Genomic DNA, 16,200 nt, shown 5'->3' on the forward strand with positions numbered 1-16,200 from the left:
AGGCCGCTCCCAGGCTTAGGTCTGGTTATTTATACAGTGTTTTGTTTCGGCCTGACAATGCCTTCGCTTAGCTCGATTTGCTTGGGTGGAAGACTTTCTTAGCGCCGGGAGGAATGAATATGCAGGGGTTTTTTGTAAGGTTAATTCGTCGGACCGCCCTTGAAGCTGGAAAACACGGCCCCATATACCGGGGCAGAAGCGCGAGTTGAGCTCGCGGACGAAGTTGAAAGGAGAAATCTATGGCTGACGAACAGACGCAGGACACGCAAAATCTAGACGCCAATCAGGCTCCCCAGGATTCGGGTGACGACCTGGCGGCACGTGTACAAGTGCTCGAAGAGCAACTGGCCGGTGCGCAGGATCAGGCGCTGCGTGTAGCCGCCGACCTGCAGAATGTCCGCCGTCGCGCCGAGCAAGATGTTGAAAAAGCTCATAAATTCGCCCTGGAGCGGTTCGCAGGCGACCTGTTGCCGATCATCGACAGTCTGGAGCGCGGCCTGGAGCTGTCCAATCCGGACGACGAAAACATTCGTCCGATGCGTGAAGGTATCGAGCTGACCCTGAAGATGTTCCAGGACACGCTCAAGCGCTATCAGCTTGAAGCCATTGATCCGCATGGCGAGCCCTTCAATGCCGAGCACCATCAGGCCATGGCGATGCAGGAAAGTGCGGACGTCGAGCCCAACAGCGTATTGAAGGTTTTCCAGAAGGGCTACCTGCTCAACGGTCGCTTGCTGCGCCCGGCCATGGTTGTGGTCAGCAAGACGCCGGCGCCGGTTTCGCCTTCTATTGATGAGCAGGCTTGAAATTTAGCGCAGCGGCCCCATTTAGAAGTCAAGCGTTTAAGTGCTACCGCAGTTAGCCACCACTGCTGCGGCAACAAAATCCAAGTTCCGGGAGAGTTAACATGGGCAAGATTATCGGTATCGACCTGGGGACCACCAACTCGTGCGTCTCCGTGCTGGAAAACGGCAAGGCCAAAGTAATTGAAAACGCTGAGGGCGCGCGTACTACGCCGTCGATCATCGCGTACGCCAACGATGGCGAAATTCTGGTTGGCCAGTCGGCCAAGCGTCAGGCAGTGACCAATCCGCATAACACCCTCTACGCGGTGAAGCGTCTGATCGGTCGCAAGTTCGACGAAGAAGTCGTTCAGAAAGACATCAAGATGGTGCCTTACAAAATCGCCAAGGCTGACAACGGCGACGCCTGGGTTGAAGTGAACGGCCAGAAAATGGCGCCGCCACAGATCTCGGCGGAAATCCTGAAGAAAATGAAGAAAACCGCCGAAGACTACCTCGGCGAAGCGGTGACCGAAGCGGTCATCACTGTTCCGGCCTACTTCAACGACAGCCAGCGTCAGGCGACCAAAGACGCCGGCCGCATCGCGGGCCTGGACGTCAAGCGCATCATCAACGAACCAACCGCGGCCGCTCTGGCTTACGGTATGGACAAGGCCAAGGGCGATCACACCGTGATCGTTTATGACCTGGGTGGCGGTACCTTCGACGTCTCCGTGATCGAGATCGCTGAAGTCGATGGTGAGCACCAGTTCGAAGTACTGGCCACCAACGGTGACACCTTCCTCGGTGGTGAGGACTTCGACATTCGTCTGATCGACTACCTCGTCGACGAATTCAAGAAAGAAAGCGGCATGAACCTCAAGGGTGACCCGCTGGCCATGCAGCGTCTGAAAGAAGCTGCCGAAAAAGCCAAGATCGAGCTGTCCTCGAGCCAGTCGACCGACGTGAACCTGCCGTACATCACTGCAGATGCCACGGGGCCGAAGCACCTGAACGTGAAAATCTCCCGTGCCAAGCTCGAAGCGCTGGTGGAAGACCTGGTTCAGCGCACCATCGAACCTTGCCGCATTGCAATGAAGGACGCCGGTATCGACGTTGGCTCGATCAACGACGTGATCCTGGTCGGCGGCCAGACCCGTATGCCGCTGGTTCAGAAGCTGGTAACCGATTTCTTCGGTAAAGAAGCGCGTAAAGACGTGAACCCGGACGAAGCCGTTGCCATGGGTGCCGCCATTCAGGGTGCTGTTCTGGCCGGTGACGTGAAAGACGTTCTGCTGCTCGACGTCAGCCCGCTGACCCTGGGTATCGAAACCATGGGTGGCGTGATGACTGCGCTGATCGAGAAGAACACTACGATTCCTACCAAGAAATCCCAAGTGTTCTCGACCGCCGATGACAACCAGAACGCCGTGACCATTCACGTGCTGCAGGGTGAGCGCAAGCAAGCCGCGCAGAACAAGTCCCTGGGCAAGTTCGACCTGGCCGAGATTCCGCCAGCTCCACGTGGCGTGCCACAAATCGAAGTGACCTTCGACATCGACGCCAACGGCATCCTGCACGTTGGTGCGAAAGACAAGGCCACCGGCAAGACCCAGTCGATCGTGATCAAGGCCAACTCCGGTCTGTCCGAGGAAGAAATTCAGCAGATGGTTCGCGATGCTGAAGTCAACGCCGAAGAAGACCGCAAGTTCGAAGAGCTGGCCAGTGCCCGCAACCAGGGTGATGCCCTGGTGCACTCGACTCGCAAGATGGTCGCTGATGCTGGCGATAAAGTGACCGCTGAAGAGAAAACCGCCATCGAGGCAGCTGTGGTTGCTCTTGAAGCGGCTGTCAAAGGTGACGACAAGGCGGCCATCGAGGCGAAGATCGAAGAACTGTCCAAGGTCTCCGCTCCAGTGGCTCAGAAGATGTACGCCGAGCAGGCTCAGCCGGCTGAAGGCGCAGCGCAGCAAGGCGAGTCGGCCGAAAAAGCCGATGATGTCGTTGATGCCGAGTTCGAAGAAGTGAAAGACCACAAGTAATCGCTTGTTGGTCGGCCGGTTGACTGCATTTGTGCGGTGACTGGTAGGATGTCGCCGCGCGGGAGCTTGCTCCCGCGTTGGCGTGTCTGGAGTCAGTGAATTTTTACAGCATGCGACAGCGTTCGGATGCTGGCGGCGTGATCGGGAATGCTCCTGCTTTCCGAGCGAGAGACGCCGCGTTTTGGCCGGTTCCCTGGCTGAAAGATGTGGGTTTGTACGAATCGTCGCTCAGCCACTTTTCGTACAGGGCCCAAGACCAGGATCGTTGAATTGACGTGAGTTGGGTCCGGGCCTGTATTGGGGCTCAACGAGTTTGGCAAGGTTCAGGAGAGGTTTGCCGGACGTCCTATAAGAGTGCAAAGACTAATGGCAAAGCGTGACTATTACGAAGTATTGGGTGTCGAGCGTGGTTCAAGCGACGCGGACCTGAAAAAGGCCTACCGTCGTCTGGCAATGAAGCACCACCCGGACCGTAATCCCGACGACAAAGCGTCGGAAGAGTTGTTCAAGGAAGCCAACGAGGCTTACGAAGTACTGTCCGATTCCAGCAAGCGTGCGGCTTACGACCAGTACGGTCATGCCGGTGTCGACCCGAGCATGGGCGGCGGCGGTGCCGGTTTTGGCGGGCAGAACTTTTCCGATATTTTCGGCGATGTGTTCAGCGACTTCTTCGGTGGTGGTCGCGGTGGTGCTCGTGGTGGCGCCCAGCGTGGCAGCGATTTGCGCTACACGCTGGAGTTGAACCTGGAAGAGGCGGTGCGCGGTACCACCGTCAACATCCGCGTTCCCACGCTGGTCAATTGCAAGCCGTGTGACGGTTCGGGCGCCAAGAAGGGGTCCTCGCCCGTCACCTGTCCGACTTGCGGCGGCATCGGTCAGGTGCGCATGCAACAGGGTTTCTTCTCTGTGCAGCAGACCTGTCCGCGTTGCCATGGCCAGGGCAAGATCATTTCCGATCCGTGCGATTCCTGCCACGGCGAAGGGCGCGTCGAAGAGTACAAGACGCTGTCGGTGAAAGTGCCGGCCGGTGTCGATACTGGTGACCGCATCCGTTTGTCTGGCGAAGGCGAGGCGGGTGCTCAGGGCGGTCCGACTGGCGACCTGTACGTGGTCATCAACGTGCGTGAGCACGCGATCTTCCAGCGCGACGGCAAGCATCTGTTCTGCGAGGTGCCGATCAGTTTCGTCGATGCGGCCTTGGGCGGTGAGCTTGAGATCCCGACTCTCGATGGTCGCGTGAAGCTGAAAATCCCCGAGGGCACGCAAACCGGCAAGCAGTTCCGGATTCGCGGCAAGGGTGTTGCGCCGGTGCGTGGCGGCGGTGCGGGTGACCTGATGTGCCGTGTTGCGGTGGAGACTCCGGTCAATCTGAGTCGGCGTCAGCGCGAATTGCTGGAAGAGTTCCGCAGCTCGCTGGCGGACGATAACAGCCACTCCCCGAAAACCACCGGTTGGTTCGAAGGCGTGAAGCGCTTCTTCGGCGATCTGTAAGGAGCTCGCATGCGACGTATAGCTGTGATGGGCGCTGCCGGGCGCATGGGCAAGGCGTTGGTCGAGGCGGTGCAGCAGCGCTCGCCGCTCTCGGGCCTGACAGCCGCTATCGTCCGGCCCGACAGTACGCTGGTCGGTGCTGATGCGGGCGAGCTGGCCTCCCTGGGGCGTATCGGGGTGCCGATGTCCGGTGGCCTGGAAAAGGTCTTGGATGAGTTCGATGTCCTGATCGATTTCACCCTGCCGCAAGTGATGCTGAAAAATCTGGCCATTTGCCGCAAGCATGGCAAGGCCATGGTCATTGGCACGACCGGGCTGGATGCTGCGCAAAAGCAGTTATTGGCCGAGGCTGGCAACGATATTCCGATCGTTTTTGCGGCGAACTTCAGCGTGGGTGTGAATCTGTCGTTGAAGCTGCTGGAGATGACGGCTCGGGTTCTGGGTGACGATGCGGATATCGAAATCATCGAGGCTCACCACCGGCACAAGATCGACGCGCCTTCGGGCACGGCCCTGCGCATGGGCGAAGTGATTGCCGATACCTTGGGTCGCGATCTGCAGAAGGTGGCCGTCTACGGACGCGAAGGGCATACCGGTGCCCGTGAGCGCGACACCATCGGTTTCGCCACGGTTCGTGGTGGGGATGTGGTGGGGGATCACACCGTGCTGTTCGCCACAGAGGGCGAGCGTCTGGAGATCACTCACAAGGCGTCAAGCCGCATGACCTTCGCCAAGGGTGCGGTGCGTGCCGCGTTGTGGCTGGATGGCCGCCCGGCTGGTCTGTACGACATGCAGGATGTTCTCGACCTGCGTTGATGTTGCGGTGTGCTGTCTGGCAAACCTTTTGCCAGACGCAGCGCCAGAAAGCGGGGTTCAGGTTATACTGAGCCCCGTTTTACACCGCCTCGCGACGACCTGTCGCATTCCCCTGCCTTTAAGGCTCATTAGCGGTGGACCAAAAAAGCCTTTTTCTGTAAGCTACAGCTTTAGTGTGTCCACTAAAAGCGCGCAGAATAATTCAGTGAACAAGCGGGGTGACGTGTCCATACGTCACTCCGCTTTTTTACAACCTGCGATCGCCCTTTCAGGCTTTATTTACGGGAGGTCTTCTTGACTAAGCCAGCCATACTCGCCCTTGCTGATGGCAGCATTTTTCGCGGCGAAGCCATTGGAGCCGACGGCCAGACCGTTGGTGAGGTGGTGTTTAACACCGCAATGACCGGCTATCAGGAAATTCTTACCGATCCTTCCTACGCCCAGCAAATCGTTACTTTGACTTACCCGCACATCGGCAACACCGGCACCACGCCGCAAGATGCCGAGTCCGATCGTGTCTGGTCCGCCGGCCTGGTCATCCGTGATCTGCCGCTGGTAGCGAGCAACTGGCGTAACACCATGTCCCTGTCCGACTACCTGAAAGCCAACAACGTTGTGGCAATCGCCGGTATCGACACCCGTCGCCTGACCCGCATCCTTCGCGAGAAGGGCGCGCAGAACGGCTGCATCATGGCTGGTGAAAACATCACCGAAGAAGCCGCCATCGCCGCTGCCCAGGGCTTCCCTGGCCTTAAAGGCATGGATCTGGCGAAAGTCGTCAGCACCAAGAAGCAGTATGAGTGGCGCTCCACGGTCTGGGACTTGAAAACCGACAGCCACGCGACGATCGAGGCTTCCGAGCTGCCGTACCACGTGGTTGCTTACGACTACGGCGTCAAGCTGAACATCCTGCGCATGCTCGTGGAGCGTGGTTGCCGCGTGACCGTGGTGCCGGCGCAAACTCCGGCGGCAGATGTCCTGGCCCTCAATCCTGACGGCGTGTTCCTGTCCAACGGCCCGGGTGACCCCGAGCCTTGCGACTACGCGATCCAGGCGATCAAGGACGTGCTGGAAACCGAGATCCCGGTGTTCGGCATCTGCCTCGGTCATCAGTTGCTGGCCCTCGCTTCGGGCGCCAAGACCTTGAAAATGGGGCACGGCCACCACGGCGCCAACCACCCGGTCCAGGACCTGGATACTGGCGTGGTGATGATCACCAGCCAGAACCACGGCTTTGCGGTGGATGAGGCGACCCTGCCGGCAAACGTGCGGGCGATCCACAAGTCGCTGTTCGACGGCACGCTGCAAGGCATCGAGCGTACCGACAAGAGCGCATTCAGCTTCCAGGGCCACCCTGAAGCGAGCCCTGGCCCGAACGATGTAGCGCCGCTGTTCGATCGCTTCATCACCGAGATGGCCAAGCGACGCTGACCGCGTGAAGCCTGAGGGCGGCCCCGAAACCGGTGGTCCCCTTGGGCGCTGCAAAGATTGTTCGACGGCCTAGCCGACTGACCTGCGGATTTGAGTGACAAACCCATGCCAAAACGTACAGACATAAAAAGCATCCTGATTCTCGGCGCTGGCCCGATCGTGATCGGCCAGGCCTGCGAATTCGACTACTCCGGCGCCCAGGCCTGTAAAGCCCTGCGCGAAGAGGGCTATCGCGTCATCCTGGTGAACTCCAACCCGGCCACCATCATGACCGACCCGGCCATGGCCGACGCCACCTACATCGAGCCGATCAAGTGGCAGACCGTTGCCAAGATCATCGAGAAGGAGCGCCCGGACGCACTGCTGCCGACCATGGGTGGCCAGACTGCATTGAACTGCGCCCTGGACCTGGAGCGTGAAGGCGTCCTGGAGAAGTTCGGTGTGGAAATGATCGGCGCCAACGCCGACACCATCGACAAGGCCGAAGACCGTTCGCGCTTCGACAAGGCGATGAAATCCATCGGCCTGGACTGCCCACGCTCGGGCATCGCCCACAGCATGGAAGAAGCCAACGCCGTCCTGGAACGCCTCGGCTTCCCGTGCATCATCCGTCCGTCCTTCACCATGGGCGGCACCGGTGGCGGCATCGCTTACAACCGTGAAGAATTCGAAGAAATCTGTGCCCGTGGTCTGGATCTGTCGCCGACCAAAGAGCTGCTGATCGACGAATCCCTGATCGGCTGGAAAGAATATGAAATGGAAGTTGTCCGCGACAAAAAGGACAACTGCATCATCGTCTGCTCCATCGAAAACTTCGACCCGATGGGCGTGCACACCGGTGACTCCATCACCGTCGCACCCGCCCAGACGCTGACTGACAAGGAATACCAGATCCTGCGTAACGCCTCCCTGGCGGTACTGCGCGAGATCGGCGTGGAAACTGGCGGCTCCAACGTCCAGTTCGGCATCTGCCCGAACACCGGTCGCATGGTGGTCATCGAGATGAACCCGCGGGTATCCCGTTCCTCGGCCCTGGCCTCGAAAGCCACCGGCTTCCCGATCGCCAAGGTCGCGGCCAAACTGGCTGTGGGTTACACCCTGGACGAACTGTCGAACGACATCACCGGTGGCAAGACCCCGGCGTCTTTCGAGCCGTCCATCGACTACGTCGTCACCAAGCTGCCACGTTTCGCCTTCGAGAAATTCGCCAAGGCCGACGCCCGCCTGACCACTCAGATGAAATCGGTCGGTGAAGTCATGGCCATCGGCCGGACCTTCCAGGAATCCCTGCAGAAAGCCCTTCGCGGCCTGGAAGTGGGTGTTTGCGGCCTCGATCCGAAGCTGGACCTGAGCCACCCGGACGCCATGAGCGAGCTCAAGCGTGAGCTGACCGTGCCGGGCGCCGAGCGGATCTGGTACGTGGCGGACGCCTTCCGTGCCGGCATGACCGTCGAGCAGATCTTCGGCATGAACATGATCGACCCTTGGTTCCTGGTGCAGATCGAAGATCTGATCAAGGAAGAAGAGAAGGTCAAGACCCTGGGCATGTCCAGCATTGACCACGACACGATGTTCCGCCTCAAGCGCAAGGGCTTCTCCGACATGCGCCTGGCAAAACTGCTGGGTGTGACCGAGAAGAGCCTGCGCAGTCATCGTCACAAGCTTGAAGTGTTCCCGGTCTACAAGCGCGTGGACACTTGCGCCGCCGAATTCGCCACCGACACTGCTTACCTGTACTCCACGTACGAGGAAGAGTGTGAAGCCGCGCCGTCGACGCGTGACAAGATCATGATCCTGGGTGGCGGTCCTAACCGGATCGGCCAAGGCATCGAGTTCGACTACTGCTGCGTGCACGCGGCACTGGCCCTGCGCGACGACGGGTACGAGACCATCATGGTCAACTGCAACCCGGAAACCGTGTCCACCGACTACGACACCTCCGATCGCCTGTATTTCGAACCAGTGACCCTGGAAGACGTGCTGGAAATCGTCCGTGTCGAGAAGCCAAAAGGCGTGATCGTCCAGTACGGTGGCCAGACCCCTCTGAAACTGGCGCGTGCCCTTGAAGCGGCCGGTGTGCCGATCATCGGGACCAGCCCGGATGCCATCGACCGTGCCGAAGACCGTGAGCGCTTCCAGCAGATGGTTGAGCGTCTGAACCTGCGTCAGCCGCCTAACGCTACCGTGCGCAGCGAAGACGAAGCGATTCGCGCCGCCGCCAAGATCGGTTACCCGCTGGTGGTGCGGCCGTCCTATGTGCTGGGCGGTCGGGCGATGGAAATCGTTTACCAGGAAGACGAACTCAAGCGCTACCTGCGCGAAGCGGTTCAGGTGTCCAACGACAGCCCGGTGCTGCTGGACCACTTCCTCAACTGCGCCATCGAAATGGACGTGGATGCGGTCTGTGACGGCAAGGACGTGGTGATCGGCGCGATCATGCAGCACATCGAGCAGGCCGGTGTTCACTCCGGTGACTCCGCTTGTTCGCTGCCGCCTTATTCGTTGCCGGCCCACATCCAGGACGAAATGCGCGAGCAGGTCAAGAAAATGGCCCTGGAGCTGGGCGTGGTCGGCCTGATGAACGTGCAACTGGCCCTGCAGGGCGAGGACATCTACGTCATCGAAGTCAACCCGCGCGCGTCCCGTACCGTACCGTTCGTCTCCAAGTGCATCGGTGTGTCCCTGGCGATGATCGCTGCACGGGTCATGGCCGGTAAGACCCTGAAAGAGCTGAACTTCACCAAGGAAATCATTCCGAACTTCTACAGCGTCAAAGAAGCGGTGTTCCCGTTCGCCAAGTTCCCTGGCGTGGACCCGATCCTTGGCCCTGAAATGAAGTCCACCGGCGAAGTCATGGGCGTGGGCGATACCTTCGGCGAAGCTTTTGCCAAGGCCCAGATGGGCGCCAGCGAAGTTCTGCCAACTGGCGGCACGGCGTTCATCAGCGTGCGTGATGACGACAAGCCGCTGGTTGCAGGCGTGGCCCGTGATCTGATCAACTTGGGCTTCGAAGTGGTCGCCACTGCCGGTACCGCCAAGCTGATCGAGGCGGCTGGCTTGAAGGTGCGCCGCGTGAACAAGGTGACCGAGGGGCGTCCGCACGTGGTCGACATGATCAAGAATGACGAAGTCACGCTGATCATCAACACCACCGAAGGTCGCCAGTCGATCGCCGATTCGTATTCCATTCGTCGCAACGCGCTGCAGCACAAGATCTACTGCACCACGACCATTGCTGCGGGCGAAGCTATCTGCGAAGCGCTCAAGTTCGGTCCCGAGAAGACCGTGCGTCGCTTGCAGGATCTACATGCAGGATTGAAGGCATGAGCATAACCAAGTACCCGATGACGGTTCAGGGCGCGAAGGCCCTGGAAGAAGAACACGCTTTCCTGACCAAGGTCGAGCGTCCGCGCTTGAGCCAGGCGATTGGCGAAGCGCGTGAGCTGGGCGATCTCAAGGAAAACGCCGAATACCACGCTGCCCGCGAGGAGCAGGGTATGGTCGAGGCGCGAGTCCGTGATATCGAAGGTCGCATGCAGAATGCCGTGATCATCGATGTCACGACGATCCCGCACACTGGCAAGGTCATTTTCGGCACCACAGTGGAAATCGCCAACGTTGAGACTGATGAAAGCGTCACTTACCAGATCGTTGGTGAGGACGAGGCGGACATCAAGCTTGGCAAGATTTCCGTCGGCTCCCCCATTGCTCGTGCCTTGATTGCCAAGGAAGAGGGCGATGTAGTGGTTGTGAAGACGCCGGGTGGTGTCATCGAGTATGAGATTGTCGAAGTCCGTCACATCTGAGCGAAGGCGTCCGCTGCGAGCCGGCGCCATGATCTGGCAGCTCACCCAGATGTTGTGGGTGGGCGGCGTCTGGTTGTTGCACGTCGGTTTGCTGCCGGTGCTGGGTCGAATCGGCCTGGCACCGCTGCTCATCGATGAAATCGCAGCTATGCTGACGTCGCTTCTGGTGGGTTTTTCCTCGGCATGCGTAGTGTTTCAGGCTTTGGTGCTGGTTCAGGCCGAGGGCCTTGACAGTCTATGGCGCGACATTCGTGGGCAGTTGCTGCTCATGTCGTTGTATGCGTGCGGGATGTTTCTTGCTGTACGTCTCGGCTGGCCGGATGCGAGCCTGTGGCAGGTATTCAGCTACCTGGTGCTGGGTTTTTCCGGGTTGGTGCTGGTGTTGCAACCGGTACCCGGATGGAGCAGCAGGGTGCGCGAAGCACACCCTTGACCCTTTGGCATTACTTGAAGCGGTGAACGTTCGACAGTTGCTTGTTGACGCTGAAATTCTTGCGATAAATCAGTGCCATCTTGCCGATGACCTGCACCAGGTCTGCCTTGCCGGTCTTGCACAGTTCGGCAACGGCAGCCAGGCGGGCTTCGCGATCGAGAATATTGAGCTTGATCTTGATAAGCTCATGATCGCCCAAGGCGCGTTCCAGCTCAGCTAGAACACCTTCAGTCAAACCGTTGTCAGCCACAGTCAAAACCGGTTTCAGATGGTGGCCAATGGATTTGTATTGTTTCTTCTGCTCTTGAGTGAGCGGCATAATCTGACCCCTGCGTCTGATCTTGTAAAAAGCGGCGGCCAGTTTACCCGAGCGAGTCCGGGACCGCCCAGTTAATCACGACCCGTTTTATCTTTTAGAGGTGGCCCGTGGCCCGTTCCAAGACTAGCCAGAACTGGCTCAGAGAGCATTTCAACGATCCGTACGTCAAAATGGCGCAAAAAGACGGCTATCGTTCTCGTGCCAGCTATAAATTGCTCGAAATCCAGGAAAAGGATCGTCTGATCCGCCCTGGCATGACCGTGATCGACCTTGGCGCCGCGCCGGGGGGGTGGTCTCAGGTGACCAGTCGTCTGATCGGCGGTCAGGGGCGATTGATTGCTTCCGACATCCTGGAAATGGACAGCATCCCCGACGTGACCTTCATCCAGGGCGATTTCACCGAAGACGCCGTGCTGGCGCAGATTCTCGAGGCTGTCGGAAATACGCAGGTTGACCTTGTGATTTCCGATATGGCCCCCAATATGAGTGGATTGGCGGCTGTCGACATGCCTCGAGCAATGTTCCTCAGCGAGCTGGCCCTGGATCTTGCCGGGCGGGTGTTGCGCCCAGGTGGTGATTTTTTGATCAAGGTCTTCCAGGGTGAAGGTTTTGATGAGTACCACAAGGGGATGCGCAAGCTGTTCGACAAAGTGCAGATGCGCAAGCCATTGTCGTCGCGCGATCGCTCTCGTGAGCAGTATCTGCTGGCGCGAGGCTTCCGGGGAATTGAAGGCGCAGCCAGTGATGAGCGTCTTTGATAAAGGCCGATAGTTTTTTTTGTCTCGCCTTGCAAGAGCCGTGTTACGAAAATTACGCGGTCAGAGTTTCACAAAGGGTTACAGACGGCGCCTGCCAGAGTCGTAGGTAATGTAGTAAGTTAGGCCGGTGAATATCATGCGAAGCGCGCGCCAGTAGCGGAGCTTGCTTCAGAGGGTAGTTAATTGAACGATATGGCAAAGAATCTGATCCTGTGGTTGATCATCGCCGCTGTCCTTGTGACCGTGATGAACAACTTCTCCAGCCCTAACGAGCCGCAGACCCTCAACTATTCCGACTTCATCCAGCAAGTCAAGGATGGCAAGGTCGAGCGCGTTGCCGTCGATGGTTATGTGATTACCGGCAAGCGCACCGATGGTGACAGCTTCAAGACCATTCGTCCGGCGATTCAGGACAACGGCCTGATCGGCGACCTGGTGGACAATCATGTCGTGGTCGAAGGCAAGCAGCCTGAGCAGCAGAGCATCTGGACCCAGCTTCTGGTGGCCAGCTTCCCGATCCTGGTGATCATCGCGGTGTTCATGTTCTTCATGCGCCAGATGCAGGGCGGTGCCGGTGGCAAGGGCGGGCCGATGAGTTTCGGCAAAAGCAAGGCCCGACTGCTCTCCGAAGACCAGGTGAAAACCACCCTGGCCGACGTCGCCGGTTGCGATGAGGCCAAGGAAGAGGTTGGCGAGCTGGTTGAGTTCCTGCGTGATCCGGGCAAGTTCCAGCGCCTGGGTGGCCGTATCCCACGCGGCGTGCTGATGGTTGGTCCTCCGGGTACCGGTAAAACCTTGCTGGCCAAGGCGATTGCCGGCGAAGCCAAAGTGCCGTTCTTCACGATTTCCGGTTCCGACTTCGTGGAAATGTTCGTCGGTGTGGGCGCCAGTCGTGTGCGTGACATGTTCGAACAGGCCAAGAAACACGCGCCTTGCATCATCTTCATCGACGAAATCGACGCTGTCGGTCGCCATCGTGGCGCCGGCATGGGTGGTGGTCACGACGAGCGCGAGCAGACCCTCAACCAGTTGCTGGTCGAGATGGACGGTTTTGAAATGAATGACGGCATCATCGTGATTGCCGCCACCAACCGTCCGGACGTGCTCGATCCTGCGCTGTTGCGCCCAGGCCGTTTCGACCGCCAGGTCGTGGTGGGGCTGCCGGACATTCGTGGTCGCGAACAGATCCTCAAGGTTCATATGCGCAAGGTGCCGATGGGTGACGACGTCGCTCCGGCAGTGATCGCTCGTGGTACACCGGGTTTTTCCGGTGCCGACCTTGCGAACCTGGTCAACGAGGCGTCGCTGTTCGCTGCTCGTACCGGCAAGCGTGTCGTTGAGATGAAAGAGTTCGAACTGGCCAAAGACAAGATCATGATGGGCGCGGAGCGCAAATCCATGGTCATGTCCGAGAAAGAAAAGCAGAACACGGCGTACCACGAGGCGGGTCACGCGATCGTTGGTCGTGTGGTGCCCGAACATGACCCGGTCTACAAGGTCTCGATCATTCCGCGCGGTCGTGCCTTGGGTGTGACCATGTTCCTGCCGGAAGAAGATCGTTACAGCCTGTCCAAGCGGGCGCTGATCAGCCAGATCTGTTCGCTCTACGGCGGCCGTATTGCCGAAGAAATGACGCTGGGCTTCGACGGTGTAACCACCGGCGCGTCCAACGACATTATGCGTGCCAGCCAGATCGCCCGGAACATGGTCACCAAGTGGGGCCTGTCCGAAAAACTGGGCCCACTGATGTACGCCGAAGAAGAGGGTGAAGTGTTCCTCGGTCGTGGTGGCGGTGGCCAGCACGCAAGCTTCTCTGGCGAGACGGCAAAGCTGATCGACTCTGAAGTACGCAGCATCATCGACCAGTGCTATGGCACCGCCAAGCAGATCCTCACGGATAACCGTGACAAGCTCGACGCCATGGCTGATGCCCTGATGAAGTATGAAACCATTGATGCCGAGCAGATCGACGACATCATGGCAGGTCGCGAGCCTCGCGAGCCTCGTGACTGGTCGGGCGGCGGCACCGGTACGTCCGGTACGCCTCCGGCGGTACAGGGCGAGCGTCCGGAGACACCGATTGGCGGTCCGGCTGCTGACGTTTAAGGCTTGAAATGACTTCTGTTCAGTCCTCAACCCGGTTGCCTTGCGGCAACCGGGTTCTTGATTTGTCCCGTGTACATGTCATGGGCATTCTCAATGTCACTCCCGATTCCTTTTCCGATGGCGGTCGATTCAGTCAGCTTGATGCTGCGTTGCGGCATGCCGAGGCGATGGTCGTCGCTGGCGCAACGCTGATCGATGTCGGCGGTGAGTCGACCCGGCCAGGCGCGCGGGCAGTCTCGCCCACCGAAGAGCTGGAGCGGGTGGCGCCGATTGTCGAGCGCATCCACCGTGAGCTTGATGTCATAATCTCGGTGGATACATCCACGCCTGCGGTCATGCGTGAGTCTGCGCGGCTTGGAGCGGGGTTGATCAACGACGTTCGCTCCTTGCGGCGCGATGGTGCCCTGGATGCCGCAGCGGCTACGGGGTTGCCGGTGTGTCTGATGCATATGCTGGGCGAGCCCGGAACGATGCAGGACGACCCGCACTATCATGATGTGACCAGGGAAGTCGGAGAGTTTTTGGTGGAGCGCCTGGATCAATGTGCCGCCGCAGGTATTCCTGCGCAGCGGATCATTCTTGATCCCGGGTTCGGCTTTGCCAAGACGCTGGCTCACAATCTGAGCCTGTTCAAACATATGGAAGCCTTGCATACCCTGGGGCGGCCCCTGTTGGTCGGGGTTTCGCGAAAGAGCATGATTGGCAATGCCCTGGGTCGTCCCGTGGGGGAGCGCCTGTACGGCGGTCTTGCGCTGGCGGCCCTGGCTATTACAAAAGGCGCACGCATATTGCGGGTGCATGATGTGGTCGAAACGATGGATGTTGTGCGGATGATCGCAGCAGTGGATTCAGCCGAATAAGAATGACGGAGCACTTATGAGCAAGAAATACTTTGGCACCGACGGTATTCGTGGTCGGGTCGGCGAATACCCCATTACCCCTGATTTCATGCTCAAGCTCGGCTGGGCTGCCGGTATGGCATTCCGCAAGATGGGCGCCTGCAAAGTGCTGGTTGGCAAGGACACGCGAATTTCCGGCTACATGTTCGAATCGGCGCTCGAGGCCGGCCTGACTTCGGCGGGCGCCGATGTGATGCTGCTCGGTCCGATGCCGACGCCGGCCATTGCCTACCTGACGCGTACGTTCCAGGCCCAGGCAGGCATCGTAATCAGTGCTTCGCACAACCCGCATGATGACAACGGCATCAAGTTCTTCTCCGGCCAGGGTACCAAGCTGCCGGATGATATCGAGCTGATGATCGAAGAGCTGCTGGACGCGCCGATGACTGTGGTTGAGTCCAGCAAGATCGGTAAAGTGTCGCGGATCAACGATGCGTCAGGTCGTTATATCGAGTTTTGCAAAGGCAGCGTGCCCACCGGTACGAGCTTTTCGGGTCTGAAAATCGTCGTCGATTGTGCTCATGGTGCGACCTATAAAGTCGCGCCAAGCGTATTTCGCGAATTGGGAGCAGAGGTTGTCGTGCTCTCCGCCCAGCCTAACGGGCTGAACATCAACCACAACTGCGGCTCCACTCATACCGAGGCGCTGCAAGCGGCCGTGCTGGCCGAGCAGGCTGATCTCGGGATTGCCTTTGATGGTGACGGTGACCGGGTTCTGATGGTCGATCACACCGGCACTGTCGTCGATGGTGATGAGCTGCTGTTCATCATTGCTCGCGATCTGCACGGGCGCGGCAAGCTGCAGGGCGGCGTGGTCGGGACGTTGATGAGCAATCTCGGGCTCGAGTTGGCCCTGGTGGACCTGGATATTCCCTTCGTACGGGCCAACGTCGGTGATCGCTATGTGATCTCGGAGCTGCTGGAGCGCAATTGGGTGATCGGTGGCGAGAACTCCGGGCATATTGTTTGTTTTGACCACACCACCACTGGCGATGCGATTATCGCTGCTTTGCAAGTGTTGATGGCACTCAAGGCGCGCAATGAAGGGCTTGCGCAGTCGCGTCAGGCATTGCGCAAATGTCCGCAGGTGCTGATTAATGTGCGTTTCGGCGGTGGTGCGAACCCTCTTGAGCATGCGACGGTCAAGCAAGCCAGCGAGCGCGTAACGCAGGCTATGGCCGGGCGTGGGCGCGTGCTATTGCGCAAGTCTGGTACCGAGCCGTTGGTGCGGGTCATGGTCGAAGGCGAGGATGAAGCACAGGTCCGCGGTTATGCTGAAGAGCTGGCGAAGCTTGTTAGTGAAGTTTCTGCCTGAAT

General features: G+C 59.0%; 13 protein-coding genes. 12 read left to right on the plus strand and 1 reads right to left on the minus strand.

Features of this window, described 5'->3' with window-relative positions; all coding sequences use genetic code 11:
• The first annotated feature begins 239 nt into the window (after window positions 1-239).
• The 8 genes from grpE (at window position 240) to HQ912_RS05165 (ending at window position 10,801) form a co-directional block, all read left to right on the plus strand.
• The gene (gene grpE, locus HQ912_RS05130) at window positions 240-806 is read left to right on the plus strand and encodes a nucleotide exchange factor GrpE (RefSeq protein WP_076383527.1); all 567 of its coding nucleotides are present in this window, start codon (window positions 240-242) and stop codon (window positions 804-806) included.
• Between the two features lie 101 nt (window positions 807-907).
• Entirely contained in the window at window positions 908-2,824 is a 1,917-nt protein-coding gene (dnaK, locus tag HQ912_RS05135; RefSeq protein WP_047229066.1) for a molecular chaperone DnaK, read from the plus strand.
• A 366-nt stretch (window positions 2,825-3,190) separates the two neighbouring features.
• On the plus strand, window positions 3,191-4,315 hold the full coding sequence (dnaJ, locus tag HQ912_RS05140) for a molecular chaperone DnaJ (protein WP_047229065.1): 1,125 nt from the start codon (window positions 3,191-3,193) through the stop codon (window positions 4,313-4,315).
• A gap of 9 nt (window positions 4,316-4,324) precedes the next feature.
• Window positions 4,325-5,131, plus strand: a complete 807-nt coding sequence (dapB, locus tag HQ912_RS05145; RefSeq protein WP_107321860.1) for a 4-hydroxy-tetrahydrodipicolinate reductase — start codon at window positions 4,325-4,327, stop codon at window positions 5,129-5,131.
• A 294-nt stretch (window positions 5,132-5,425) separates the two neighbouring features.
• Window positions 5,426-6,562: a glutamine-hydrolyzing carbamoyl-phosphate synthase small subunit gene (gene carA / locus HQ912_RS05150; protein ID WP_076383528.1), complete on the plus strand. Its 1,137-nt coding sequence runs from the start codon at window positions 5,426-5,428 to the stop codon at window positions 6,560-6,562.
• 105 nt (window positions 6,563-6,667) lie between these two features.
• Window positions 6,668-9,889, plus strand: a complete 3,222-nt coding sequence (gene carB / locus HQ912_RS05155; protein ID WP_047229062.1) for a carbamoyl-phosphate synthase large subunit — start codon at window positions 6,668-6,670, stop codon at window positions 9,887-9,889.
• Window positions 9,890-9,891: 2 nt separating this feature from the next.
• Entirely contained in the window at window positions 9,892-10,368 is a 477-nt protein-coding gene (gene greA / locus HQ912_RS05160; protein ID WP_027911987.1) for a transcription elongation factor GreA, read from the plus strand.
• Window positions 10,369-10,396: 28 nt separating this feature from the next.
• Window positions 10,397-10,801 carry a hypothetical protein gene (locus HQ912_RS05165; protein ID WP_047229061.1) on the plus strand — a complete coding sequence of 135 codons (405 nt, stop codon included), beginning with the start codon at window positions 10,397-10,399 and terminating at the stop codon, window positions 10,799-10,801.
• Window positions 10,802-10,811: 10 nt separating this feature from the next.
• On the opposite strand, the gene HQ912_RS05170 is transcribed toward HQ912_RS05165, so the two are convergent.
• A complete protein-coding gene (locus tag HQ912_RS05170) occupies window positions 10,812-11,120 on the minus strand; it encodes a YhbY family RNA-binding protein (RefSeq protein ID WP_003177852.1) in 309 nt (102 codons plus the stop codon).
• Window positions 11,121-11,227: 107 nt separating this feature from the next.
• Between HQ912_RS05170 and rlmE the strand changes: the two genes are divergently transcribed.
• The 4 genes from rlmE to glmM all read left to right on the plus strand — a co-directional run bounded on the left by rlmE (window position 11,228) and on the right by glmM (window position 16,198).
• Window positions 11,228-11,878 carry a 23S rRNA (uridine(2552)-2'-O)-methyltransferase RlmE gene (rlmE, locus tag HQ912_RS05175; RefSeq protein ID WP_047229060.1) on the plus strand — a complete coding sequence of 217 codons (651 nt, stop codon included), beginning with the start codon at window positions 11,228-11,230 and terminating at the stop codon, window positions 11,876-11,878.
• 192 nt (window positions 11,879-12,070) lie between these two features.
• Complete coding sequence (gene ftsH, locus HQ912_RS05180; RefSeq protein ID WP_047229059.1) at window positions 12,071-13,984, plus strand: ATP-dependent zinc metalloprotease FtsH; 1,914 nt, start codon at window positions 12,071-12,073, stop codon at window positions 13,982-13,984.
• A gap of 8 nt (window positions 13,985-13,992) precedes the next feature.
• The gene (gene folP / locus HQ912_RS05185) at window positions 13,993-14,844 is read left to right on the plus strand and encodes a dihydropteroate synthase (RefSeq protein WP_173406549.1); all 852 of its coding nucleotides are present in this window, start codon (window positions 13,993-13,995) and stop codon (window positions 14,842-14,844) included.
• 16 nt (window positions 14,845-14,860) lie between these two features.
• Window positions 14,861-16,198, plus strand: a complete 1,338-nt coding sequence (gene glmM, locus HQ912_RS05190; RefSeq protein ID WP_047229057.1) for a phosphoglucosamine mutase — start codon at window positions 14,861-14,863, stop codon at window positions 16,196-16,198.
• The last annotated feature ends 2 nt before the right edge of the window (window positions 16,199-16,200 follow it).

This window comes from Pseudomonas sp. MPDS (assembly GCF_013283895.1).
In the GTDB taxonomy this organism is placed as follows: Bacteria; Pseudomonadota; Gammaproteobacteria; order Pseudomonadales; family Pseudomonadaceae; genus Aquipseudomonas; species Aquipseudomonas rhizophila.